Source organism: Rhizobium sp. NPDC090279, from assembly GCF_044769665.1.
In the GTDB taxonomy this organism is placed as follows: Bacteria; Pseudomonadota; Alphaproteobacteria; order Rhizobiales; family Rhizobiaceae; genus Rhizobium.
In genome coordinates, this window is sequence record NZ_JBIVYI010000023.1 from 1 (window position 1) to 21,908 (window position 21,908).

Annotated in this window: 19 protein-coding genes and 5 pseudogenes; 11 read left to right on the forward strand and 13 right to left on the reverse strand. The window is 59.3% G+C overall.

What is annotated here, in order from left to right:
* Positions 1-50: 50 nt before the first annotated feature.
* Positions 51-761: pseudogene (locus ACIQWP_RS30855) on the forward strand (IS6 family transposase).
* Positions 762-1,118: 357 nt separating this feature from the next.
* Here the strand turns inward: ACIQWP_RS30855 and ACIQWP_RS30860 are convergent.
* A complete protein-coding gene (locus ACIQWP_RS30860) occupies positions 1,119-2,036 on the reverse strand; it encodes an AraC family transcriptional regulator N-terminal domain-containing protein (RefSeq protein ID WP_402796072.1) in 918 nt (305 codons plus the stop codon).
* Between the two features lie 234 nt (positions 2,037-2,270).
* Between ACIQWP_RS30860 and ACIQWP_RS30865 the strand changes: the two genes are divergently transcribed.
* A complete protein-coding gene (locus ACIQWP_RS30865; RefSeq protein WP_402796074.1) occupies positions 2,271-3,005 on the forward strand; it encodes an SDR family oxidoreductase in 735 nt (244 codons plus the stop codon).
* Positions 3,006-3,504: 499 nt separating this feature from the next.
* Here ACIQWP_RS30865 and ACIQWP_RS30870 read toward each other — a convergent pair whose 3' ends face one another.
* Complete coding sequence (locus ACIQWP_RS30870; protein ID WP_402796077.1) at positions 3,505-4,101, reverse strand: TetR/AcrR family transcriptional regulator; 597 nt, start codon at positions 4,099-4,101, stop codon at positions 3,505-3,507.
* A gap of 104 nt (positions 4,102-4,205) precedes the next feature.
* Here ACIQWP_RS30870 and ACIQWP_RS30875 point away from each other — a divergent pair, with 104 nt between their 5' ends.
* The gene (locus ACIQWP_RS30875; protein WP_402796080.1) at positions 4,206-5,642 is read left to right on the forward strand and encodes an MFS transporter; all 1,437 of its coding nucleotides are present in this window, start codon (positions 4,206-4,208) and stop codon (positions 5,640-5,642) included.
* A gap of 901 nt (positions 5,643-6,543) precedes the next feature.
* Here the strand turns inward: ACIQWP_RS30875 and ACIQWP_RS30880 are convergent.
* Positions 6,544-7,473: a LysR family transcriptional regulator gene (locus ACIQWP_RS30880; protein ID WP_402796083.1), complete on the reverse strand. Its 930-nt coding sequence runs from the start codon at positions 7,471-7,473 to the stop codon at positions 6,544-6,546.
* Positions 7,474-7,577: 104 nt separating this feature from the next.
* On the opposite strand from ACIQWP_RS30880, the gene ACIQWP_RS30885 reads away from it, so the two are divergent.
* Both ACIQWP_RS30885 and ACIQWP_RS30890 read left to right on the forward strand, forming a co-directional pair.
* Complete coding sequence (locus tag ACIQWP_RS30885) at positions 7,578-8,684, forward strand: NAD(P)/FAD-dependent oxidoreductase (RefSeq protein WP_402796085.1); 1,107 nt, start codon at positions 7,578-7,580, stop codon at positions 8,682-8,684.
* Between the two features lie 28 nt (positions 8,685-8,712).
* Positions 8,713-9,954, forward strand: coding sequence for a hypothetical protein (locus ACIQWP_RS30890; RefSeq protein WP_402796088.1), 1,242 nt, complete (start codon positions 8,713-8,715; stop codon positions 9,952-9,954).
* A 234-nt stretch (positions 9,955-10,188) separates the two neighbouring features.
* Here the strand turns inward: ACIQWP_RS30890 and ACIQWP_RS30895 are convergent.
* From ACIQWP_RS30895 to ACIQWP_RS30915, 5 genes and pseudogenes are all read right to left on the reverse strand, one after another.
* Positions 10,189-10,322, reverse strand: a pseudogene (locus ACIQWP_RS30895) (methyltransferase); the annotation flags it as partial.
* A gap of 62 nt (positions 10,323-10,384) precedes the next feature.
* The gene (locus ACIQWP_RS30900; protein ID WP_402796090.1) at positions 10,385-10,840 is read right to left on the reverse strand and encodes a nuclear transport factor 2 family protein; all 456 of its coding nucleotides are present in this window, start codon (positions 10,838-10,840) and stop codon (positions 10,385-10,387) included.
* Between the two features lie 80 nt (positions 10,841-10,920).
* Entirely contained in the window at positions 10,921-11,523 is a 603-nt protein-coding gene (locus tag ACIQWP_RS30905) for an NADPH-dependent F420 reductase (protein WP_402796093.1), read from the reverse strand.
* A 31-nt stretch (positions 11,524-11,554) separates the two neighbouring features.
* Entirely contained in the window at positions 11,555-12,307 is a 753-nt protein-coding gene (locus ACIQWP_RS30910) for an SDR family NAD(P)-dependent oxidoreductase (RefSeq protein ID WP_402796095.1), read from the reverse strand.
* Positions 12,308-12,357: 50 nt separating this feature from the next.
* Positions 12,358-13,092 carry an SDR family NAD(P)-dependent oxidoreductase gene (locus ACIQWP_RS30915; RefSeq protein WP_402796098.1) on the reverse strand — a complete coding sequence of 245 codons (735 nt, stop codon included), beginning with the start codon at positions 13,090-13,092 and terminating at the stop codon, positions 12,358-12,360.
* A 218-nt stretch (positions 13,093-13,310) separates the two neighbouring features.
* Here ACIQWP_RS30915 and ACIQWP_RS30920 point away from each other — a divergent pair, with 218 nt between their 5' ends.
* From ACIQWP_RS30920 to ACIQWP_RS30930, 3 genes are all read left to right on the forward strand, one after another.
* The gene (locus tag ACIQWP_RS30920; protein ID WP_402796101.1) at positions 13,311-14,207 is read left to right on the forward strand and encodes a LysR family transcriptional regulator; all 897 of its coding nucleotides are present in this window, start codon (positions 13,311-13,313) and stop codon (positions 14,205-14,207) included.
* A 545-nt stretch (positions 14,208-14,752) separates the two neighbouring features.
* On the forward strand, positions 14,753-15,007 hold the full coding sequence (locus tag ACIQWP_RS30925; RefSeq protein WP_402796104.1) for a type II toxin-antitoxin system ParD family antitoxin: 255 nt from the start codon (positions 14,753-14,755) through the stop codon (positions 15,005-15,007).
* Positions 15,007-15,300 carry a type II toxin-antitoxin system RelE/ParE family toxin gene (locus ACIQWP_RS30930; RefSeq protein ID WP_402796107.1) on the forward strand — a complete coding sequence of 98 codons (294 nt, stop codon included), beginning with the start codon at positions 15,007-15,009 and terminating at the stop codon, positions 15,298-15,300. The genes ACIQWP_RS30925 and ACIQWP_RS30930 overlap by 1 nt, the downstream gene beginning before the upstream one ends.
* Before the next feature lie 418 nt (positions 15,301-15,718).
* Here ACIQWP_RS30930 and ACIQWP_RS30935 read toward each other — a convergent pair.
* From ACIQWP_RS30935 to ACIQWP_RS30945, 3 pseudogenes are all read right to left on the reverse strand, one after another.
* A pseudogene (locus ACIQWP_RS30935) lies at positions 15,719-16,141 on the reverse strand (aldehyde dehydrogenase family protein); the annotation flags it as partial.
* A 15-nt stretch (positions 16,142-16,156) separates the two neighbouring features.
* Positions 16,157-16,309: pseudogene (locus tag ACIQWP_RS30940) on the reverse strand (TetR family transcriptional regulator); the annotation flags it as partial.
* A 357-nt stretch (positions 16,310-16,666) separates the two neighbouring features.
* A pseudogene (locus tag ACIQWP_RS30945) lies at positions 16,667-17,620 on the reverse strand (aldo/keto reductase); the annotation flags it as partial.
* Between the two features lie 83 nt (positions 17,621-17,703).
* On the opposite strand from ACIQWP_RS30945, the gene ACIQWP_RS30950 reads away from it, so the two are divergent.
* On the forward strand, positions 17,704-18,264 hold the full coding sequence (locus ACIQWP_RS30950; protein WP_402796110.1) for a TetR/AcrR family transcriptional regulator: 561 nt from the start codon (positions 17,704-17,706) through the stop codon (positions 18,262-18,264).
* Positions 18,265-18,486: 222 nt separating this feature from the next.
* Here the strand turns inward: ACIQWP_RS30950 and ACIQWP_RS30955 are convergent, their stop codons facing one another.
* Positions 18,487-18,924, reverse strand: coding sequence for a winged helix-turn-helix transcriptional regulator (locus ACIQWP_RS30955; RefSeq protein WP_402796112.1), 438 nt, complete (start codon positions 18,922-18,924; stop codon positions 18,487-18,489).
* A gap of 70 nt (positions 18,925-18,994) precedes the next feature.
* On the opposite strand from ACIQWP_RS30955, the gene ACIQWP_RS30960 reads away from it, so the two are divergent.
* The gene (locus ACIQWP_RS30960; RefSeq protein ID WP_402796115.1) at positions 18,995-19,951 is read left to right on the forward strand and encodes an aromatic alcohol reductase; all 957 of its coding nucleotides are present in this window, start codon (positions 18,995-18,997) and stop codon (positions 19,949-19,951) included.
* A 249-nt stretch (positions 19,952-20,200) separates the two neighbouring features.
* Here the strand turns inward: ACIQWP_RS30960 and ACIQWP_RS30965 are convergent, their stop codons facing one another.
* Positions 20,201-20,818, reverse strand: coding sequence for an FMN-dependent NADH-azoreductase (locus ACIQWP_RS30965; RefSeq protein ID WP_402796118.1), 618 nt, complete (start codon positions 20,816-20,818; stop codon positions 20,201-20,203).
* 115 nt (positions 20,819-20,933) lie between these two features.
* Between ACIQWP_RS30965 and ACIQWP_RS30970 the strand changes: the two genes are divergently transcribed.
* Complete coding sequence (locus ACIQWP_RS30970; protein ID WP_402796121.1) at positions 20,934-21,842, forward strand: LysR family transcriptional regulator; 909 nt, start codon at positions 20,934-20,936, stop codon at positions 21,840-21,842.
* Positions 21,843-21,908 lie beyond the last annotated feature (66 nt).

Genomic DNA, 21,908 nt, shown 5'->3' on the forward strand with positions numbered 1-21,908 from the left:
GGTGGCGTCGCCTTAACGTGTTTCGCTGATCGAGCTGATATTCGACAGACATGACCAAAGAACCGCAGCCCCATTATCGTCGCCATCGCTTTCCCGCCGAGATCGTCGCTCATGCCGTTTGGCTCTATTATCGTTTTCCGCTGAGTGTGCGTGATGGCGAGGACGTGCTTGCCGAACGCGGCATTGAGGTCTCGTTTCAGACCGTCGCGGAATGGGTGGCGAAGTTTGGTCTAAAATTCGCTCATGAATTCCGTCGGCGATCCCGTGGCAGCTTTTCCGACAAGTGGCACTGCGACCAGATGGTCGTAACGATCAAAGGCTGGAAATACTGGCTGTGGCGTGCCGTGGATGCCGAAAGCTATGTGCTTGATGCTCTTCTGCAAAGCCGTAGAAACAAAAGAGCAACCCTTCGGTTGATGCGCAAACTGCTAAAAAATCAAAGCGTTACGCCGCCGGCAATGGTTACCGGAAGCTGCGTTCTTACTGCGCCGCAAAAGCTGAATTGATGCCCGGCGTGGAGCATCGCTCGCACAAGGGGCTCAACAACCGAGCCGAGAATTCCCACCTCCCTGTGCGGCGACGAGAGTCGCGCATGAGGCGCTTCAAGTCGGCACGGCAATGCCAACGCTTTGTCTCAGCATGGCCAGATCGCTAATCTCTTCCTTCTTCATCGAAAACATCTCACCGCCACCGATCATCGCGAGTTGCGTATCAACGCCGTCGCCGTCGGGCGTGAAATCTCAGTGCCGAGTATGGTCTGACCTCAGCTTTCCAAGCCTTCCAAGCAGCCATTGCAAGTTAAGGCGACGCCACCCACGCAACCCATTCAACCCAACGGCGGCAGAGGAATTATCATGACCTTTCGCAATGGGCTCGATGCGCCTCTTCGTCCCGAAGCTTCGGCCCTCGGCTTGATCGACCGCCAGCCCTACAAGAACGGGGGCCGTGCAATGGAACGCCGCGAAGCAGATCGGTATTGGCTTCCGTCTTTGCCCTCGCACACAAAAGGCGGTGGGCCCCTGTTAGCGGCTAGCGGACGAGAACTGAGATGACTAGTCGCGGAATGCAGCGGTGCCCCGTAGCGGTGGTCGATCTCGGTAACCCCGGCGGTTCTAAGCTTATGATCCTGGCGGTTTGTCAGAATGCAGTGGAGCTGCGGGCGACTTCGCCCGCAGCTTTCTAATGTCGCGAGCCGGAGGATACCCAAACATACGGGCGTATTCTCGGGTGAATTGAGATAGACTTTCATAACCAACCGCAAGCGCAACAGTAGCGACATCACCGGGCTTGGCAAACAGCATCCTTCGCGCTTCGTATAATCTAATTTGCTTTTGATATTGGATTGGAGAAAGGCCTGTGCTTGCTTTAAAGCGCCGCTGGAAGGCCGAGGCGCTCATGTTGGCAGCGCATGCAAGGTCTTCCACCTGAAAGGCGGTTGCATATTCGTTCCTGATCCAGATCAAAGTGTTTCTGATTTGAGAGAAGCGATCATTGATGCCGGCCACTTGTCGCAGGACCGCACCTTGCGGGCCGCGCAGCAATCGGAACAGGATTTCACGTTCTAGCAAAGGAGCCATCACGGCAATCTCGTCAGGTTGCTCCATCAGATGTAACATTCTAAGCCAGGCATCAATTAGACGGTCACTGGCGTGATTGACGCAAAAACTTCGCGTGTCGGGCAATTTCGTCGGGCTGGGCTCAAGGCTCAGCAGGTCAGCGACCACAGAGCGATCGAAGGTCAGGCTGGCAGCGAGATATGGCACCCTCGCACTGGCTTGGACAATCTCACCGACCACGGGAAGTTCCACAGACCCGATGAAGGTGTAGCCTGTGGCGTAGTTCAGGACTTGGTTTCCGATCAGCAGGCGCTTCTCACCTTGCAGGATGAGGCTAACCAGGGGCTGATAAACTTCGGGAAACAGCTCGGTTGGCTCTGTGACCTTGAGTATGTCGACGCGGGGGATTCCAGTCCGCGTGAGCGCTCCCGTGGCATGTTTTTCCACAAAATACTTCATAGATCGCAGGGCATCGCTCATTGCGGCAGATGTGGCATGACCAGAACTCGAGATCAACCTAATTAGCAGGAATGTGCAAATTTTAGACCAGATCAGACACGCGTTGCGATGGGCTGCGGCCTATTACTGTTCGCCATTATCTCCTGGCCCGCTCTTACGCGGGTTATGTAAAGCCGATCATGGATTGAAAGCGGGACTGACGCGTGAGCGCCGTGAGCTTGAACCTGCCATGGCATCAAAGAAAGGATATGTCTGATGGAGATTAGAGACGCAGTTGTGCTCGTGACCGGCGCTTCCTCGGGCATTGGTGAAGCGACGGCACGCGCCGCTTCCCAATCCGGCGCGCGGGTGGTCCTGCTGGCCCGTAGGAAAGATCGTATCGATGCGCTGGCCAGCGAACTAGGGGATAACGCGCTGGCAGTCGCCTGCGATGTCACGCGCCCCGAATTTGTGCAACAAGCTGTGCATGCCGCAATAGGAAAATTTGGTCGTATCGATGCCCTGGTGAACAACGCGGGGCAAGGCCTTCATGCCACTATCGAAGACATCGGCATTGACGATTTTCGAGAACTGCTCAATCTCAATAGCGTGGCCCCCCTAGTTATGATGCAGGCGGTCATTCCTTTTATGCGCAGGCAAGGTGCTGGTAGCATTGTCAACGTCAGTTCGGGTGCGACGCTTGGCACATACCCAGGCGCGGCTGCCTACACCAGCTCGAAATCCGCTCTGAACATGCTCTCAAGCGTGGCACGCCTGGAGCTTGCCGATGCGGGAATTGTCGTATCGATCATGCATCCGTTTATCACTGCGACCGAGTTCTATGGCTCCGTGAGATCGGGCCTGGATTCGGCAAAGGCACAGGAAGCCGGGACGGCATCGATCGCGCAATCCCCGACCTTGGTGGCAGACATGATTCTTGGCTTGATCAAGAGCGGTCATGCCCAGGCGGATCTAGTCCCGAAGGAGTATGGGGGCAGCTTCGAAGGCTAATCCGCTTCCCTTATTCGAGGCGGCTCAACGGACTTCGAAACGTCCGATGGGAAAAGCCGCTGTGCTTCTGTCAAGCTATTTATTTGTCGTTCAACAAAGAAATGGTGGCTGGATAATTTGGCCGTTGGTGTTTGCCGAGCCGATCGAGATGCTGACAGCTCGCATCGAGAAACTCGACACGAAGAGGTCGTCGCGGCAGTAAAAGCAGAGGAGACTGCTCGGCGGCTGACCAACATCCCTGGCGCCGCTCCGATTAACGCCGCGACAGCCTTCTTCGGATCGCCACCCACCAGTAGCTCATTCAAGGTTTCGGCAGGGTCAGAAACTGTAGCCGCATCATCGGCGTGGCTCGCCATTGCGTTGATGACACCATTCTTCAAAACCAGCTTGCTCTTCTCGTCCAGGTGAACGGAACGCTGGAAATGCACTTGCTGTTGGTCAGAGAGCTGGGAGACATCAACGGCTTGGGATTGCGGACGCGTAGCGTGTTTTAACCTCGCTACACCCTAACCGCGTTGATAATCTGCATCACGACCGGGATCATCGCCAGCAAACGCTGTTTCGGCACGCCGTCACGCGCCTGTACGGACAGTCCATGCAGGACGGTGGCGTAGTAGTCGCCGAGCATCTGGGCATCGGCGTCAGGCTTCAACTCTCCCTCAGCGATCGCTCGCTCGATCCGTTCCACCAATGACGCCGTGCGCCGCAGGCGACAGTCCGCCAGCCACTCGCGCACACCGGCATTCTCGCTTGTGCAGTTGGTCGCCGCCGAGACGACCATACAGCCCTGAGGACGTTCCTTTCTGGTATAGGTTTCGATGGCTTCATACAGGGTTCGTTCAATCGCTTGTTGGGCGGTTGGCTCCTCCGCCAGCGCCCGCGTGGCGAAACCGCCTTCCTCGGCGTGATAGAGCGCCACGGCTTCTCGAAACAGCGCCTCCTTTGACCCGAAGGCGGCGTAGATGCGCGCTGAGGCGAGCCCCAGCGTCGAAACGAGATCGGCCATCGACACCCCCTCATAGCCGCGTGACCAGAAAGCGTCGCGCGCTTTGGTCAATGCTTCGTGCCGGTCGAACTCTCGCGGTCGCCCCGCCATCCAAATCTCCATTCTTGAGCAAGCAACCAATAATGCACTTGACGAGTGAAGGCAACACTTTATTGTTTAGTGATTGACAAAGAATTGCCGGATTGGAGATGGATATGAGTACTTCGGATCAAGCAGGACTAGCAGTAGCGACAGGGGCAAAACGGGGGGCGGCATTGGCGCTGCTTGCTTTTGCCCAACTCATTTACTCGCTCGACATCAATATCGTCTTCGTGGCCCTTCCGCAGATCGGGGCGGGCCTCGGCTTCTCGGGTCAGACCCTGCAATGGGTGGTGAGTGCCTACATGGTTCTATGTGGCGGGTTCCTGCTGTTCGGGGGGCGTGCCGCCGACCTGATCGGCCAACGGCGCGTCTTCATCTTCGCGCTTTGGCTCTACGCGCTATCATCGCTCGCAGGCGGGCTTGCCAGGTCGCCGGAGATCATCGTCACAGCACGCGCCATACAGGGGATCGGAGCCGCCTTCCTGTTTCCGGCGACGCTTTCGCTCATCAATCGCCTGTTCGCCGAGGGGCCAGAGCGTAACAGGGCGCTTGCCATATGGGGTGGAACTGGCGCGAGCGGGCTAACTATCGGAGCGCTGGCGGGCGGGTTTCTTACCAGCATCTGGGGTTGGCCGGCTGTCTTCTTCGTCAACGTCCTTCTGGCCGGTATCGCCATTCTCGCCGCCTTCTTCGTCATTCCGCGTGATCCGAAACGGCATGGGCACCGCAGCTTCGACGTGCTAGGTGCACTGACAGTATCGGCGGGCACGACGCTACTGGTCTTCGCCCTGGTGCAGGGGCCGGAGTTCGGATGGAATTCGCCAGTCATCCTCTGGGCGTTGGCGCTTTCTGCGATCTTTCTCATCGCTTTCGCCGCGATCGAAGCGCGAAGCGCCGATCCGCTTATGCCGCCGCGGCTGTTTCGCAATCGCAGCCTCGTCGCCTGCATGACGATCACCTTCCTCTACATGGGCACCTTCGGCGCGTTGCCCTACTTCCTAACCGTGCTGTTCCAGAACATCCATGGCTTCACCGCGCTCCAGACCGGCTTTGCCTTTCTCATCCCATCCCTGGCAATCGCCGCAGGCACCCAACTCGGCGAACGGCTGGTGACGCGGCTCTCAACCCGCATTACGCTGACCGGTGGTATGATCGTCGGTGCGGTCGGCACCGCGCTTCTCGTTGCCGGTGCGGATGCCGACAGCAGTTATGTTGCCATCGTGCCGGGTCTGATCGTCTCTGGCATCGGCCAAGGCATCGTCTGGACGGGCATGTGGATTGCGGCCTCGGCCGGCGTTCATCATGACGATCAGGGCGTCGCCTCCGGCATGGCATCCACGACACTCAGCGTCGGCAATGCTATCGGACTCGCCGTGCTGATTGCCATCGCCAACCAGCATGTCACGGGACTGGCAGACGATGGCTTGCTGATTGCTGTCGCAGGTGGCGTTCAACGCGCCTTCTGGTTCGCCGCCGTCGCCGGCATTCTCGTCAGCCTTCTTGCGTGGTTCGCCCTGCGTGATCCGGAAGTTGCGCCTCCTGCTGAATAAGCTGAGGAATGCGGCAATCGCCCATCGCAACGATAAGCGTGCGGGGATCCGGATATGGCCGCCCTGCCTCACCTAAAGGAGTTACGCACACGCCGCCGCTCTAGATTTGGCGCACAGTAGTGCGAAACTCAACCTCGCTTCCACAGGATTTATAAATTGCGAGGCCGGAACATTGTTATGGTGCTCCGGCCTTGTTCGCTATTGAGGTGATGCGACACCGCAATTCGGTCCTAGTAGGCCTGAACTTTCGTCAGAGAACGACACGGAAGGCACAGATGCTATACAGACGTTGTGAATTTGGCATACCAGAATTATTTTAGACTTCTTACGATTTACACCGACTTCTACCAATGTGAGCGCTTTTGGCTCGTCTCGCGAGTCTCAACCAGTTGATTTGGAAATTGCTGCCGGCTTTAAGTCTGAATGGTGGTCCCGGTTCTTCGCTTCAGTCCTAACGGCAGCTGGTCATTAATAAGTCGCGGGTTCGTACAGCCGTCGGCGTCGATGATGAGGGTGCCGTCCTGCGCACAGGTCGATCAAGTGGTGCCAGGCCCCGACCGTCACGTGCTAGGCGCGATGACGATGCAATGGACCGCTCCCAAATTGCCCGAACCGACCAGCGCAAAAAACCGTTCAAATCGAGGCTGTTCCATACTGCCGGAGCCGGAGCGACCGAGGTCGTCATCAACTACGGTCACCAATACAAAGCCAGTCATTTCGGCAGCACCGGCCAAATCGCACCGCCGACGCTGGCCTTCGAGCTTGCTTGTCACCTGCGAAATGTCGGCGCCGGCAAACTCGCCTGGAATGGGCCAGCCTACCACAGCGTACATGGATTTTGGATGTCCGCACTCGAGGGCCGCCAGAATCTGCTATGTCCCGCCACTCTGTATTCGCGATCTCAGGTCTCACCCAGACATGACACCGCGTCAGTCGTTTCAGCCTTCGCCTTAAACCGTTCGATCAACCATCGACCAGCCGGACCGGGCGGTGCGTCTGCCTTGAACACTGCAGACAACTGCACCCACGCGCCTCTCCTCGGCATTTCGATTATATCGAGGATGACCAACGCGCCGGAATCGATGTCAGTTTGGACAAGATGCAATGGCATGCCACCCCAACCCATGCCCGCCTTGAGGAACGCGTGTTTTGCGCCCAAATCAGCCAACCGCCAAGGTTTCGCCGACACGACTCCGATCTCCGTTCCACTCGAAAGGCTGGAGCGGTCGGTCAGGACGAGTTGAACATGCCCCGACAGATCACTGATCGTTAGTGGCATGGGATGAAGCCCGAGCGGATGAGACGGCGCAGCGACCGGTACGATCTGCGCCTCCATCAAATGCTCGCGAACGACATCTTCAGGTACCTCGGGCAACGTACCGACGATCCCGAACGCGCAAGTCCCCTCGAGGACCATTTTGAGAACTGCACCGAGCGCTTCGACATAGAGGCGAAGGGGAACGTCTGGAAAACAGGAAGAGAATTCGGCCACGGCATGCGTTAAAACAGGCGTAGGCAACATCACATCGACCACGACCGCTAGCTCCGCCTCCAGACCGCCGGCAAGGCCTCGCGCGCGGGCCTTAAATGAATCAATGGCGCCGGTAACCGTACGCGCATCGGGTAGGAGTGCCCGACCGGCCTCGGTGAGAACCGGGATCCGTTTGGTCCGGTCGAAGAGCTTGACACCCAGCTGCCCTTCCATATTGGCCAGCGTCTGGCTGATTACGGATTGCGCGCGCCTGAGGCGACGGCCAGCCGCTGAAAAGCTGCCCTCATCCGCGACGGCGACGAAAGTGCGGAATTGATCAAGTGTGACGCCGTCGAGCATCTATAGCACCGAACGATGATAAGTATCGAGATATATAGTCTATTACGATGAGTTTGAAAACGCCAATGTAGGATCATATTCCACGCTTGAAGGCGGTACAGAGAATGAAAAGCAAGATTGCGATCTACGGAACCGGAATGGCAGGCGCGGTGCTGGCGAGCCGTCTCTCCGACGACTTCGATGTGACGGTCATCGCGCCAACGGACTACTTCGAAGTGCCGATGGCAATGCCCCGGCTGATGGTCCGACCCGAATACGGCGAAGAGGCTATAGTGCCGATCGCCGAAGCCCTTCCGAAAGCGCAATATATCCGTGGACGTCTCGTCGAGTTCAGCCGGGCCGGCGGGCGCATTGAAGATGATCATGGAGGCCAACGGATGGTGACGGCCGACATCACCGTGCTGGCGACCGGCAGCCGCTTCTCCGGGCCGTTCATTCGATCATCCAGCGGTTCGATCGAAGAGCGTAAGGCTGGCTTCTATCAGCTAAGGGCATCGCTCGCCTCTGCGCGGCGCATCCTGATTGTCGGGGGTGGCCCTGTGGGTGTCGAAATCGCCGGTGAGATCATCGAGACCTGGCCGGGACGCTCCGTGACCATCGTGCAATCCGGCGCGCGCATCTTGGCCGAGACCGGAGGCACGGCCTCTGTCCTAGCGACAAAATTCCTAAGAAGGCGTCGGGTGAAGCTGCTCACCGGCGAACGGATCGAGACACCGTTGCCACCGAACGGTTACTCTGTAGAGCCGGGCCAGGCCCGAACCGCCAGTGGCAAGCGCATCGGTTATGACCTCATGTTGTGCTGCATCGGTGGGCGGCCAAATACCGAATATCTACTTACCCATTTCTCAGACCGCCTCGATGCCGATGGGCGTGTCAGGGTGACGCCCCAACTCTTGATGGAGGGCGAGAACGATGTGTTCGCACTCGGCGACATTACCGACCTCAAGGAAAACAAGATGGCGCTGCATATCGCCGGCCAGGTTAGTGTCGCGGAAGCGAACATCCGCGCGATGGCAGCGGGACGTAAGCCGCCCAAGACTTACACGGCGAAGACCGGCAACCTCATGATGGCGGTCACCCTGGGCAGTCAAGCGGGTGTCATCTTCGCTCCGCTGATCGGAACTCTTCGATCGACGTGGCTGATCCGCAAAGTGAAGGCAGAAACCATGCTGGTGCCAAAGTATCGTAAGCAACTCGGCCTGCCGGCCTGATCCCGCAATTGCCACTGGACAGAAGGCTATGGACCACAATAACAACCCCCACTTTCGCCTAGCAGGGCGCCCTGCCGACTACGAGCGGCTCGGCATCGACCCGGTCTATGTCCTGCAATTCGAGGACGGGCAGCGCATCGGCACAAACAAGGGCCGCTATGAATGGTGGTATTTCGACGCCCATCTCGACGATGGGGCAACCGTTGTCGTCGTGTTCTACACAAAGCCCAATGTCAGCCCTAACGGCCCTCTGGCGCCACGGATCACCATCAACCTCACCTTGCCTGACGGCCGCACCTTCGAGAAATTTCTCGACACCAAGCCGGAATTGTTCAGCGCATCGACATCCGGTTGCGACGTCAAGATTGGCGAAAATCGTTTCGTCGGCGATCTCCACCGTTACCGCATTACAGCAACGATCGAGGAGATATCGGTCGATATCGAACTGACGGGAGAAGTCCGCCCGTGGCGTCCCAAGGCTGGTCATCTTTATTTTGGCACCGAGGGTCGAGAGAAGCTCTTTGCGTGGCTCCCTTCTGTGCCCCACGGCACGGCAAGCGTCCGCTACAAGATCGGCAATGAGGAATACCACGCCTCTGGCAGCGGATATCACGATCACAATTGGGGCGACGTCCCCATGCAGACGCTCATGCACAACTGGTATTGGGCACGCGCAAGCGTCGGCCCCTACACCGTCATCGCATCCTATATCACCGCCACTGCCGCCTATGGCTACGAGACGCAGATCGTCTATATGCTGGCCAAGGACGGGCAGATCATCGCCGATGACGAGACCAAAGTCGCCTTTGACGCGGAATGCGTCGAGACCGACAGCAAGACCGGCAAGCCAGTGGCCGACATTACACGCTATACCTATCACTCTGGCGATACGCGTTATGTCGTATCGTTCGAGCGCCAGAAAACCATTCTGCAGGCCATCTTCACCGACCGCGCGCCACTGCTCAAGCGGATCATTGCGCGATTGATCGGCTTTGACGGCGCCTATCACCGCTTCACCGGCAAGGTGACAATCGAGAAATTCGAGGGAGACACGAGGACCGAGATCTTTGAAGATCACGCTATCTGGGAACTGATGTATTTCGGCAAGGCGCGGCCCCAGGCCCTGGCGAACGCGGCGTATTTATTCGACGGCAAAATGCAGTCAACGGGTCAATTAGTGGGAGCCTATCCGTCGGTTGTCGGCCTGACATTTCACCTCGTAAACGGGTCTTCCTCACTTTGTGTGGTGGCCCCGTCAATTGAGCGGTAGCATGCGTTCTCCGAGCATGCTACCGGCCAATTCCGCCATAGAGCACCCGCTCGACCGTCTTCAACCGGCTGATCTGATCTCTGCACGGCCACTACTTCACGGAAATTCTCCTCCGCCCGTACGGCGTCGAGCGTTTCGCCCACCGCAAATTCAACCACCACACAAAGTGAGGAGGAGCCCGATTAAATGCAAAGCGACAGCTGAAGAAGGCGCAACGGAAAATCAGCGGGCCTTTCGACCTTCGGGTCCGACGATGTCAGAGAACAGGCGCGTCCAGTTGCCGTCGCCGGATAAACGTCGATGACATTGGCACCCGCATCAATGCGGGCAAACCGGATCAACTCGGACAGTTTGGATTGGTCGTACATAGGGATCTCCTTTTCGGTTGGGCATTCGACGAGTGGCGTCTCGTGAGACGGCGATCCGCGACTCATCCACCTTCGGCGAAGCCGATGGTTGCAGAAGACCTGCGCTTTGTGTGCCCGGTCGTGCCCATCTGCGAGGCCCGGGCCAGCGCTTGCGTGTCGACGTATTCCCGGATGCTGATGATTTTGCCGTTCCGGACCGTGATCGCGAATATCCAGTCGTCCTCGAACGGCTTGTTCGTAGCTTTGACCTTCCCGTTGGCGAAGCCGACGACGAGAACCCGGTCTCCTTGTGCGACAAACTCCCGGGGTCGCGTGGAGGTTTCCATCGACCCGGATGCCGTCTCCAGCAAATTTGCCAGTCCCGCGTGTCCCCGGTAGGTGCCGGCCAGCGGCCAGTCCCTACCTGGAATGATCCACTCGATGTCGTCCGCGACCAGTGCCAGCAGAGCCTCCTTGTCGCCGCGGCCGATCGCGGCGAAGAAGTCCTTCACGGTCTGGATGTTTTTTTCAATGCTCATGGGAATGTCTCCATTTCGCTGGGACCGGATCGTGCTCGATCCGATCCGTACATCGTGGTCCTGTCGGTGGGGACGTCGTTTTATGCGTCGAACTTGACTAGGTCCTTGAAGATGAGCTGCCCCCAGCTCTTTCCGCGCGCCTGGACCAGCAGCCCACCTTCCGACAGGCCGCCAAGCTTGATCGGCGCGAAGCCGAGATTTTCCGCAAGCGCGCCAATTTCGTCTGCGGCAGCGTCGTCGTCGCTCGCCAGGAACACGACTCTCCTGCCGCCGTGCACGGCTGGATCTTGGGCAAGGGTGGCGGCGACCAGATGATTGAAGCCCTTGACCAGCCTTGCGCCAGAGAAAGCCTGCCCGACGGCCTTGGAAGAAGGCTGTCCTCCCAGTTGCTCAGGGGGCACGCCGTAGGCATTGGTCACATCGATCATAGTCTTCCCCTGCCAAGTGGGGAGCGCCTTCGCAACCTCCGGGTGCTGTTCGAAACGGACAGCCAAAAAGATGATGTCCGCCTTGACGGCGTCCGCCAGTGTTTTGGCCATAACCTCGGGCCCGATCGCGACCGCATCAGCAGCAAAGCTTTTCGGGTCGCGCGTGGTTGCAACGGTTACTTCGATGCCGTTGCGCGAAAACGCTTTGGCCAGAGCTCGGCCGATATTGCCGAAGCCGATGATTGCGTAGCTCATAATGCTTCTCCGATCCTGTGTTGACGCCGGCTCAGACCTGCGCCCAACCGCCATCGACGGCGAGATCTGTACCGGTGATGTAGGAGCTTTCATCGGAAGCGAGGAAGGTGAGCGCAGCCGCGATTTCCTCTGGCTTGCCCCTGCGACCCATTGGGATCTGCGACGCAAACTGGGCAACTGCCTCCTCGGCTTGCTCAGCGGTGAGGCCGGTCGTTGTCGCCAAGGCGGGCGTCTCGATCGCGCCGGGGCTCATCGTATTGACGCGGATATTGCGATCCTTCAGTTCCAGGGTCCACGACCGCGAGAAGCTGCGAACAGCCGCTTTGCTTGCTGCGTAGGCGCTGAACGCTGGCAGCCCCATCACGTTCGAGACCGAAGAGTTCAGGATAATCGATCCGCCGTCCTTGAAGAGAGGAAGGGCCTTCTGCACCGTAAAGAACAACCCCTTAACATTCACATCAAAAGTCTGGTCAAAATGGGCCTCAGTAGCTGCCGCGAGTGGTGCGATCGTGCCTGCGCCCGCGTTTGCGAAGAGAATATCGATATGACCATGTTTCTCCTTCACGGTGGCGTAGAGTCTGTCCAGATCGTCCAAGCGCGAGACGTCGCCCACGACCGTTGTCACGTTTTTCCCAATAAGGGCCGCGGCCTCTTGCAAGACTTTCTCGCGTCGTCCAATGATCACGACCTGCGCACCTTCTTCCACGAAACGCTTGGCCGTGGCCAAGCCGATCCCGCTGCTTCCGCCCGTGATGACTGCGATTTTACCTTCGAGTGCTTTCATAATCTTTTGTCCTTCGTTGTGTGTGAGTTAGGCACGGAACCGCGCCGGGGTCAGAGTTGAGCCAGGCCGCCGTCGACGGCGACCTCGCTGGCAGTCATGAAACTGCTATCGTCCGACGCGAGGAAAGCGGCCGCGGCCGCGATCTCCGTCGGATCGGCCATGCGCCGGAGCGGGGTCATCGCGCCGTAGGCTTTCTGGCCCTCCTCTCCGAGCGCTTCCTTCGCAAGTTCGGTCGCTGTCGCTCCGGGCGACAGCACATTGACCCGGATACCGGTACCCTTCAGATCCTCCGCCCAGGTCCGTGCGAGATTGCGCACGGCTGCCTTACTTGCGCTGTAGGCGCTGAATCCCGGCGCCCCGGTGGTGCCCGCGCTCGATCCTGTCAGGATGATCGAACCGCCCTGGCCCATCAGTGGTAGCGCCTTCTGGACCGTGAAGATCGTCCCCTTCACGTTGGTGTCGAAAGTGTCGTCGATATGCTTGGCGGTGATCTGGCCGAGAGGAAGCGGGCTTCCGGCCCCGGCATTGGCGAAGACGATGTCAAGCTTTCCGCGCTCGGCTTTCACCGCCGTGTAGAGTCGGTCGAGGTCGGCTGGATCGGAGACCGAGCCCTTCACCGCGCGGGCGTTGGGTCCCAGCTCGGCCACAGCCGCATCGAGTGCTTGCGGCCGACGGCCGCAGATGAAGACGAAGGCACCCTCCTCGATGAAGCGCCTTGCAGCGGCGAGGCCGATACCGGTGGCGCCGCCCGTGATCACGGCGGTCTTTCCATTCAATCTGGTCATGTCATGCATTCCTTGTGTCGCGTCTCGGGTCATCGCTTTGCGGAGACATCCTCCGACAGCCCCGATATGGGGCCGCCGGCGCCAAGCGGTGAGTGCGCAATCGCGCGTATCCGTGGTGCGAAAACGATCCACTCGAACGCGGCGACGATCACGCGCAATCCGGCCCAGTATGGTAGACCGGTCTTCAGAAGCCGCCGCATGCGGCGCGGGAATGGACCATGATCGACTGGGATGACGTTCGCTACTTTCTTGCCGCTGCGCGTGGCGGCTCGGTGCGGGCTGCCGCCAAGAGCTTGGGAGTCAATCATTCGACGGTGCAGCGACGCATTGCCCAGCTCGAGGAGCACCTCGGGGCGCAGATGTTCGAAAAGCTGCCTTCGGGCTACCGCCTGACGGCCGCGGGCGAGGAGGTTCTGGAGTTCGCGAACCAGATGGAAGCCTCGTCGCACCAACTGGAGACGCGCGTCCTCGGGCGGGATCAGAGCGTGCGCGGGCTTCTGCGGGTGACGCTGCCCCCGTTCCTTGCGACACACCTGCTCATGCCGGATATCGCCGATTTTGCCCGTCTGCATCCGGACATCGAGATGGCGATCGTATCGACGGGCGAGGTCGTGAATCTGACCAACCGCGAGGCGGATGTGGCAATCAGGATGGTCTCCGATCGCAGGACCCTACCGCTCAATCTTCATGGCCTAAAAGGTCCGGATCTGCTTGCGGGTGTTTATATGTCCCGCGATAGACTGGCGGCGTGGCGTGCGGGTGGACCGGATCCAATCAGGCCCATCGTCATCGGCGATCAGGCTCTTCCGGCCTGGGTCGCCGAAGGGGAGGTTCGCGCTACAGGGGTTCCGTTCAGGACGCCGGACGCCGACGCGCAGATCGCTGCGACAAGGCAAGGGATCGGCATGACCAGACTGCCCTGTTTCGTCGGAGATGCCGATCAACTGCTGGCGAGAGTTCCGGGCATCGATCTGAAATCACCTGCGACGATCTGGCTTCTCACGCAGGGGGAGACACGCAAGACGAAGCGCGTGCGGCTCTTCACGGAGTTCATATTCCACCGACTCGCTGCGTACGCTCCGCGCCTCGCCGGGCGCTCAATATCAAGCGGCTGACGCCCGGTTCCACACACGGCAAATGGACTCGGGACATTGCCGCTTTGGACATTAGCCTTCTAGGGATGCCGGCTGCGGAGTGGCCGCTCTCCGTGAAGTCGGAACGCATAGCGGACGGTCCGCTCCCGGCCTCAAAATCAGTCGCTTTATCGAGGTTAAGCCTGTGTATGCTATTGAAAAATTTAAGGCCGAGCACTTTGTAATAGCATGGTCGTGGGTTCTGGCCCCCTCACATCATTACAGATCCGATTTTGTTAGCTGTGGGTTGTCGTCTTTAAAAAAGTGGCGTCGTAGCCAATCGCGGGACGACTGCTTTGTGCCCCAGTTCCTGTCGTTCAGGCCGACTACCAATTCGCCAATAGCTGCCGTTCGGCTTGATCCGCTTCAATGCTGATGATGGTGGAAAGGGGACTGGCGGCTTTTGGCGGCTGGAACAGGAAACGGCCCCGTCGGAGGTGCGCCGCAAGCCGCGTACCTACCTTCAAAAGATCGATTTGACAAACTTTGCCAAGTTCGGCTAACGTGCTCTCACTTTGGAGGCTCGAATGGCTACGATGAACGTGTCTCTTCCGGACTTGATGAAAGATTGGGTTGAGGCGCAAGCAAAGACTGGCCGCTATTCCAATGCTAGTGATTACGTACGCGACTTGATTCGCAGAGACCAAATTCGCAGTGATAAAATCGCAGCCATGCAGCGTTTTGTTGATGACGGTCTCAAAAGCGGTGTTGGCAGTCGGTCGAAGGACGAACTCTTTGCTGCGGCGGTCGCGCGCGTGGAAGCGACGCGCGGCAGCAGATAATGCGTTTTAGCCTTTCAGTCGAAGCGGAAGAAGACGTCATTGCGATCGCCGAACAAGGTGCGCGGATGTTTGGGCCCTCACAGGCTAGACGATATCATGACGACCTGTTCGCTGCGTTTGACCTGATTGCCGCCAACCCGCGAATGGCACGTGAGCGAGAAGAGATTTCGCCACCAGTTAGAATTCACCCGTTCAAGGCCCATCTTGTTGTCTACCGGATCGAGGAGAACGGAACAATTTTTGTGATCCGAATACGCCATGGACATGAAGACTGGGCCAGCGATCCCGTTTAGGTGTCGCTCGGTGGACGAACAAGTGTCGTTGTGTGAGAGGCTTTGGCATTCAGGTTCGGCGGTGCTCGTAGTAAGATCGACAGGCATTCCCTACCTCACTGCCATCCTGTGCTTTTATTTGTGAGGCCGGCAGTTCTAATCTCATCAAGAGCTTGCTATTTTGGTAGCCTTGGCTCTGACATGTCCTAGGTTCCAACTAATTGCGCTCGACTGTCAGAAAGACGGGCATTGCCCAGTTCGCCTGAGGAATCGACCAGCGGAATAGTTTAACAATGTTGTCTTCTAGTTGCGCCTCCCATTTGGCGTAGAATTTCCGTTGATAGCCATTCAATCGAACGCTGCGGCAGGCGATAGGACCGCCATCGAGGTTAAGCGCAGCTTTCAGGTCCAGTGGTGATAGCTTCAGGCATTCGGCCATGCCAGCGCGAAGGCGGCGAGCGGCCTTGCGGGCCTTGGCGATATCCGGCGTCTGGACATAGGCGGCAAGGCCGTAAATGCTGTCATTGGCAATACGGATGGCTTCTTCTTCGTCGGAATAACCGATGATCGACAGGACAGGTCCGAAGATTTCTTCCCTGGCGATCGTCATGTCCGGTGTGACATGCGAGAACACGGTCGGCCGGATGTAGTAGCCGCGATTGAGGCCTTGCGGTCGGCCGGGTCCACCGGCAACGAGCTTGGCGCCTTCTGAAATACCGCTTTCGATCAGCGTCTGGATGCGATCATATTGGGAACGATTGACCACCGGGCCGAGGTCGGAATCGGCTTCGGCCGGAGAACCAACACGCACCGCATTGGCCGTCGTTGCGGCGATCTCGGCAGCCTCGTCCATCCTGATCGCCGTTCAAACTAAATGCTATCGTTCGTCGGGACCGTCAGGATTTCCGCCCGCGTGGTCGCTGCCACCGTGCGCGGCGAGGAACATGGCGACGGCCGACCGGCAATAGGATTCGATTTCGTTGTCGTCCTTTGCTCTCGCCTCATCGAAGCGTGCGATAATCAGGAGATCGCCGCTGGCACTGACCATTCCGCCGCTGCCGCCTGCGGGACCTCCTGATAAACCAGCACCGGCTTCCTTGCCGCGAGCTATCATATTCTGAAGGTTGCGGGTCGGTGTCACGCGGGGCGTGTCCACCAGCTATCGCACACGACCAGAGTGGGGTGGAAAGCGGACGTCAGCTTCAGGCGGTGAAATGCAGAAAGCAGATCAGCGCTCGAAGAGGGATATGTAGGTAGCCAGAACGAGCAAGGTTCATGTCACCTTGCTCAGTTCACGGACCGGGAGACGGCTGATGCTGTGTCCTGTGGCCGTTTCAGCTGCGCGACGCAGCATGGCCGGGTCTGACACTCCCTGGTGGTCGAGGCGCGGCGTATAGGGCGCCTCCAGCCGTGCTGCCTCGTCGTCGGTGAGGCTGATTGAGAGGGAGGCCACGGCGTCGTCAATATGCTCCGGCTTCAGCCCACCCAGGATCGGCGCTGCCACCACGGGATTGCGGCGTAACCAGGCCAGCGCAATCATCGACCGGCCGACTCCCCGTTCCTGCGCAATGGCCCCCACCACGTCGACAATCTGCTTGTCGCTGTCGGCCGTGGCCGCACCCAGCTTGTAGACCGCTTCGCTTTCCGCCCTTGCCGTGACCGCTCCCCACGGCCGGGCCAGCCGGCCACGGTTGAGAGGGCTATAGACAATGGTCTGTACCCCTTCGTCGATACAAAGCGGGTGCATCTCGCGCTCTTCCTCGCGGTCGAGCAGATTGTAGGTATCCTGCATCGACACGAAGCGGGCCCAGCCGTTGGATTTCTGCAAGTGCAGCGCCTTGCCGAATTCCCAGGCCTTCATGGACGATGCGCCGAGATAACGGACCTTGCCGGCCTTGACGACATCATTCAGGGCCTCGAGCGTTTCTTCCCAGGGGGTGGTCCTGTCACGACGATGGATCTGGTAGAGGTCGATATAGTCGGCGCCCAGGCGCCTGAGGCTCATATCCACTTCGGTCATGATCGCCTTGCGCGATAGCCCTATACTATTGGGTCCGTCGCGCATTGGCGCGCTGATTTTGGTGGCGATCACGACGTTTTCGCGATGCGCAAAGTCATTCAGTGCCCGCCCGAGGATTTCCTCGCTGGACCCATTGGAATACAAATTGGCGGTGTCGAAGAAATTGATGCCCGCCTCAAGCGCGTGGCGAATGAGGCGTCGACTTGCTTCCTCGTCGAGCGACCAGGAAGGGTAGCCTCGCGACGGGTCTCCGAACCCCATGCAGCCAATACAGATCGGCGAAATATCGAGGCCCGTCCGGCCGAGCTTGGCATATTGCATGGCCAACTCCACTTGGCTATATTCGGACAACTGTCCGCTTGTTGCTACGTACCGGACAATTGTCCGATTAGTCAAGAGGCGATATGTCTGTAGAAAAGGATGAATTGCGAGCAGACGCCCGCGCCAATCGCGATCGCATCCTCGAAGTGGCACGGGAGGCCCTGACCGCCGATCCCGAGACGCCGCTCAGCGCCATCGGCAAGGCGGCCGGAGTCGGGCAAGGCACGCTCTATCGCCACTTCCCGACGCGGGAAGCTCTGGCCTTGGCCATTTATCGCAAGGAGATCAGCGCCGTTGCGGCTCTCGCATCCACGCTTTTGCAAGAACATCCTCCGCTCGAGGCGTTTCGTCTGTGGTGTGCCCAGTTGGCCGTTTCCAGTGCAATGAAACGCGGCGTGGCAAAGCTTCTGCAGGGGGCCACTTCCGAGGATGACAAACGCGAGACTTATGAGCAAATGGTGTTGGCGGTGCGTTCACTCATCGCTGCATGTGAGGCCGCGGGTGCGATTGATACCGGTGCAAATGCCGACGATGTTTTGATGCTTCTTGGTGTTCTTTGGCAGCTTCCGTCCCATCCCGGAAGGGATTCTCAGTCGGCGAGGATAATAGCGCTCATCTTCAGGGGGTTGGGAGCCAAAGACTAGCTAAGCGGCCTTGCTGGCCGTTAAACTCGTTCTTGTGTTGGAGCGCTTGTCGGGAGTGGACGGTTCGTCGGGGTCTGCGCGTACCGCGAGTGCAACTTGTTTGGGGTGGAACGCAGACAGGCAGCTTTCAAGGCTGAGCCTGCTATAGCAGACGCACTGCGACTGGCTCTCGCTCCCCAAATGACGGCTTTTCGAGGCGGTTGGTGCCTCGTTTCGGCTTGCTTACGGCTTGCCGTTTCTGTGCTTTCGGTCGAACGTCGTTCGCGCCGCGCGAAAGCTATCCACGTTCTCGACGATCCATGTCCACAGAGGGACCATTCGGACCAGCAGCTCCAGGCCCGTATCGGACAACGCATATTCGACGTGAGGGACAACCTCTTCAAAGTCGTGGCGGATCACCAACCCGTCTCGCTCTAAGTGTCGGAGGGTGCGTGTAAGCATCCGCTGCGTAACTCCGTGCATTCGTCTGGCGAGCTCCGAATGGCGCAGCTGGCCGTAAACGCCAAGAGTGTGGATGACACCGAGAGACCAGCGATTGCCGGCATGCGCTAACACTTCTCGCCGTACCCCGTCGTCATCGTCCCTAAGGCCGTCGCAAACGGTCTGGGAATATTTCAGGACATCTTCTCGGCTTAACGATCTGACCGCAGTATCACGCATGTACCCTTCTTTCGCACTCGCCCATAATTTGCCAGATGAATGCGGCAACCAAAATTGAACGAGTCAGAATATGAACGATGCAGTTTCCACCGTGAAGTCACGAAATATCCTGGTATTGGGTGCCGGCGAGCTCGGGATGCCGGTCCTGCGCAATCTCTCGCGCCACGCGGAGAATATTGACGGCGCCAAGGTCAGCGTACTGCTGCGCCAAAGCGCCGTTGAGTCCGGCGACCCCGCCAAGCAGCGCGACATCTCCGAAATTCGCGCGTCGGGTATCGAGATCGTTCTCGGGGATCTCGTAAGCGACTCGATCGACGAACTGGCCTCCCTGTTCTCGCGCTATGACACTGTGATCGGCTGCGCAGGCTATGCGGCGGGCATCAACACGCCGATGAAGCTCGCCAAGGCGGCGCTTCAATCCGGCATTCCACGCTACTTCCCGTGGCAGTTCGGCGTCGATTTCGAAGCGATCGGCCGCGGCGGTCCGCAGGACATCTTCGATGCGCAACTCGACGTACGCGAGCTGTTGCGTTCGCAGGACAAGACCGAGTGGGTCATCATCTCCACCGGCATGTTCATGAGCTATCTCTTCGAGCCAGAGTTCGGCGTCGTCGATCTGGAGAACAGCGAGGTCCACGCGCTCGGTAGCCTCGACACCGCCGTGACGCTGACCACGCCCGATGACATCGGCGTGCTGACTGCCGAGATCGTGTTTTTCGAGCCGACAATCCGGAATGAGATTGTGTTCTTGGCTGGAGACACTGTCACCTACAGCCAGGTCGCGGACAAGCTCGAGGCGGCGCTCGGTCGCCCGTTCAAGCGGTCGGTATGGAGCGTGCCCTTCCTCATGGAACAGCTGGCGAGCGATCCGAAGAACATGATGCGGAAGTATCGCGCCGCCTTCGCGATCGGTCGCGGAGTCTCTTGGGACAAGGCGGGTACGTTCAACGATCGCCAGGGCATTCCGGTCACCGAGGTCTCGGCTCTGATCGATGCCGATCTGCGAGCCGGCCAGCTTAACGAATAATCCCCCGAGCGGGCGGCCCATGGTGAGCCGCTCGAAGCAGCCCCGACGCGCCACTGGCGTGGCTTGTCCTAGATAAGCAGCGCCACGTCCCCGGACTGATGGGCAGGCCCGACTTGGAGGCTTGAACTACAAACGGCCGCTTTCGGCATAGGCTCGCATTTGTCGCAAACGGGCAGCGGCGATCTTGCGGCACACCTGAACTCGGTGGAAGCAAGTGGGCTCCATCGGGGGGCGCATACTCCCGATCAATCAGGCTGCCGCAGCGCGATTGAGTTTCGGAACCACGGCGTCGATGAACGTGTCCATCGTTGCTTCACCCATATCCACGGCCTGGGCACCTTCGCCATGGATAATCCTCACGTCGGTGATGCCGAGGACGTTGAGAATGGCTTTGAGGTATCGCGGGGTGAAATTGAGGTGGTCGATGGGCGAAGCCTCGCCATAGATGCCGCCGGACGCCAGCACCACGGTGGCTTTCTTGCCGATCAGCAGTCCCTTGCCGTCGAAGCCAAGCGTTACGCCCTTGCGCACGATGTGATCGATCCAGGCTTTGAGGCTGGCCGGGATATTGTAGTTGTAGACCGGCGTGGCGATGACAAGCTCGTCAGCTGCCAGCAATTCGGCAACCAGCGCGTCCGAGAGACGCAGTTGCTCGGCCATGTCCGCGGCATGGGCATGGGGTGGCGTGAAATAGGCCGATAACCACGGCATGGTCACGTGCGGCAGCGCATCCACGGCCAGGTCGCGCCGCACAACCGCGCCATCCGGGTGTACCTCGAGCCAATTGGCGACAAGGCGTTTGGTCAGCTGACGGGAAATCGAAGCCCCGCCGCGCGCGCTGGTTTCGACAACGAGAAGGTTGGTCATGGCGTCCTCAAGGTTTTGGGCTGAACAGCCGGAGCAGATGCGCACAGTAGGGCTTTCCATCCAGCGGTGCGAGCGATAATAAAGTGATCATATCTATCGGACAATATGATGGATCATGATCAGCAGTCTCAGCCTCGATCAGTTGCGCGTCCTGGTGACCATTGCTGATACCGGCAGCTTTTCGGCGGCCGGGCGGCAATTGCGCCGCGCGCAATCGGCAATCAGCCAGTCGGTGGCGACATTGGAAGCCGCCCAGGGCGTCCAGCTCTTTGACCGCAGCACCCATCGCCCCCGCCTGACGGAAACGGGCCGGGTTCTGGTCGATCAGGCCCGGCTGGTGCTTTCTAGCGCGGCACGCTTCGAGGCCGTCGCGACCGGGGCGCGAGGCGGGGTCGAGCCCGAGCTTGCCCTGGCCATAGACCCGCTGGTGCCCACCGCCCCGCTCATCGAAAGCCTGCGCGCGTTGCACCACTTCTATCCGCATCTTCCCATCAGCTTCTCGACCGAGGGCCTGGGGGGGGCGCTGCGTCGTTTGCGCAGCGGCGACGTCGCACTGGCCTTCTGCCTGCTGCTGCCGGTGGTGCCCGAGGACGTCGTGGCTTCGCCGCTGCTGCGCGTGGCGCTGACGCCTGTGGTCAGCGCCGAACACCCGTTGGCAGCGCTTGGTCGTCCGGCAACCCGCGACGACCTGGAACGCCATATCCAGCTCGTCCTGTCCGATCCCGTCGATCGGGAAGCGAACAATTACGGCCTGGCCAGCGCCACGCGGTGGCGCTTTGTCGACCTCGGCCGCAGACTGGATTTCCTGCTGGCCGGCTTCGGCTGGTGCCGGATGCCGGAGCATCTGATTGCCGATCATCTCGCAGCCGGCGATCTGGTTCGGCTCGAGTTGGCCGAAGATGCCCGTGACCCGGCAGACGCCCTGACCATCTACGCCGCCCGCATGGCGGACCATGAACCTGGCCCGGCCGGCCGCTGGCTCCTTAACGATCTGCAGGGCGATGTCACGTTGTCTGCAGCTTAACGGTTGGCGGATAACTAGGCGAGGATGAGCTCGCCGACGATCAGTTACAAGAACCACCGCTTTCCG

Excerpts from the sequence above, each read along its gene's own strand:
- ACIQWP_RS30890 (WP_402796088.1), top strand. The coding sequence starts at position 8,713 with ATGGACCACAATAACAACCCCCACTTTCGCCTAGCAGGGCGCCCTGCC.
- ACIQWP_RS30885 (WP_402796085.1), top strand. The coding sequence starts at position 7,578 with ATGAAAAGCAAGATTGCGATCTACGGAACCGGAATGGCAGGCGCGGTG.
- ACIQWP_RS30950 (WP_402796110.1), top strand. The coding sequence starts at position 17,704 with ATGTCTGTAGAAAAGGATGAATTGCGAGCAGACGCCCGCGCCAATCGC.
- ACIQWP_RS30900 (WP_402796090.1), bottom strand. The coding sequence starts at position 10,840 with ATGAGCATTGAAAAAAACATCCAGACCGTGAAGGACTTCTTCGCCGCG.
- ACIQWP_RS30970 (WP_402796121.1), top strand. The coding sequence starts at position 20,934 with ATGATCAGCAGTCTCAGCCTCGATCAGTTGCGCGTCCTGGTGACCATT.
- ACIQWP_RS30865 (WP_402796074.1), top strand. The coding sequence starts at position 2,271 with ATGGAGATTAGAGACGCAGTTGTGCTCGTGACCGGCGCTTCCTCGGGC.
- ACIQWP_RS30910 (WP_402796095.1), bottom strand. The coding sequence starts at position 12,307 with ATGAAAGCACTCGAAGGTAAAATCGCAGTCATCACGGGCGGAAGCAGC.
- ACIQWP_RS30915 (WP_402796098.1), bottom strand. The coding sequence starts at position 13,092 with ATGACCAGATTGAATGGAAAGACCGCCGTGATCACGGGCGGCGCCACC.
- ACIQWP_RS30955 (WP_402796112.1), bottom strand. The coding sequence starts at position 18,924 with ATGCGTGATACTGCGGTCAGATCGTTAAGCCGAGAAGATGTCCTGAAA.
- ACIQWP_RS30860 (WP_402796072.1), bottom strand. The coding sequence starts at position 2,036 with ATGAGCGATGCCCTGCGATCTATGAAGTATTTTGTGGAAAAACATGCC.
- ACIQWP_RS30960 (WP_402796115.1), top strand. The coding sequence starts at position 18,995 with ATGAACGATGCAGTTTCCACCGTGAAGTCACGAAATATCCTGGTATTG.
- ACIQWP_RS30875 (WP_402796080.1), top strand. The coding sequence starts at position 4,206 with ATGAGTACTTCGGATCAAGCAGGACTAGCAGTAGCGACAGGGGCAAAA.
- ACIQWP_RS30930 (WP_402796107.1), top strand. The coding sequence starts at position 15,007 with ATGCGTTTTAGCCTTTCAGTCGAAGCGGAAGAAGACGTCATTGCGATC.
- ACIQWP_RS30925 (WP_402796104.1), top strand. The coding sequence starts at position 14,753 with ATGGCTACGATGAACGTGTCTCTTCCGGACTTGATGAAAGATTGGGTT.
- ACIQWP_RS30905 (WP_402796093.1), bottom strand. The coding sequence starts at position 11,523 with ATGAGCTACGCAATCATCGGCTTCGGCAATATCGGCCGAGCTCTGGCC.
- ACIQWP_RS30870 (WP_402796077.1), bottom strand. The coding sequence starts at position 4,101 with ATGGCGGGGCGACCGCGAGAGTTCGACCGGCACGAAGCATTGACCAAA.
- ACIQWP_RS30965 (WP_402796118.1), bottom strand. The coding sequence starts at position 20,818 with ATGACCAACCTTCTCGTTGTCGAAACCAGCGCGCGCGGCGGGGCTTCG.
- ACIQWP_RS30920 (WP_402796101.1), top strand. The coding sequence starts at position 13,311 with ATGATCGACTGGGATGACGTTCGCTACTTTCTTGCCGCTGCGCGTGGC.
- ACIQWP_RS30880 (WP_402796083.1), bottom strand. The coding sequence starts at position 7,473 with ATGCTCGACGGCGTCACACTTGATCAATTCCGCACTTTCGTCGCCGTC.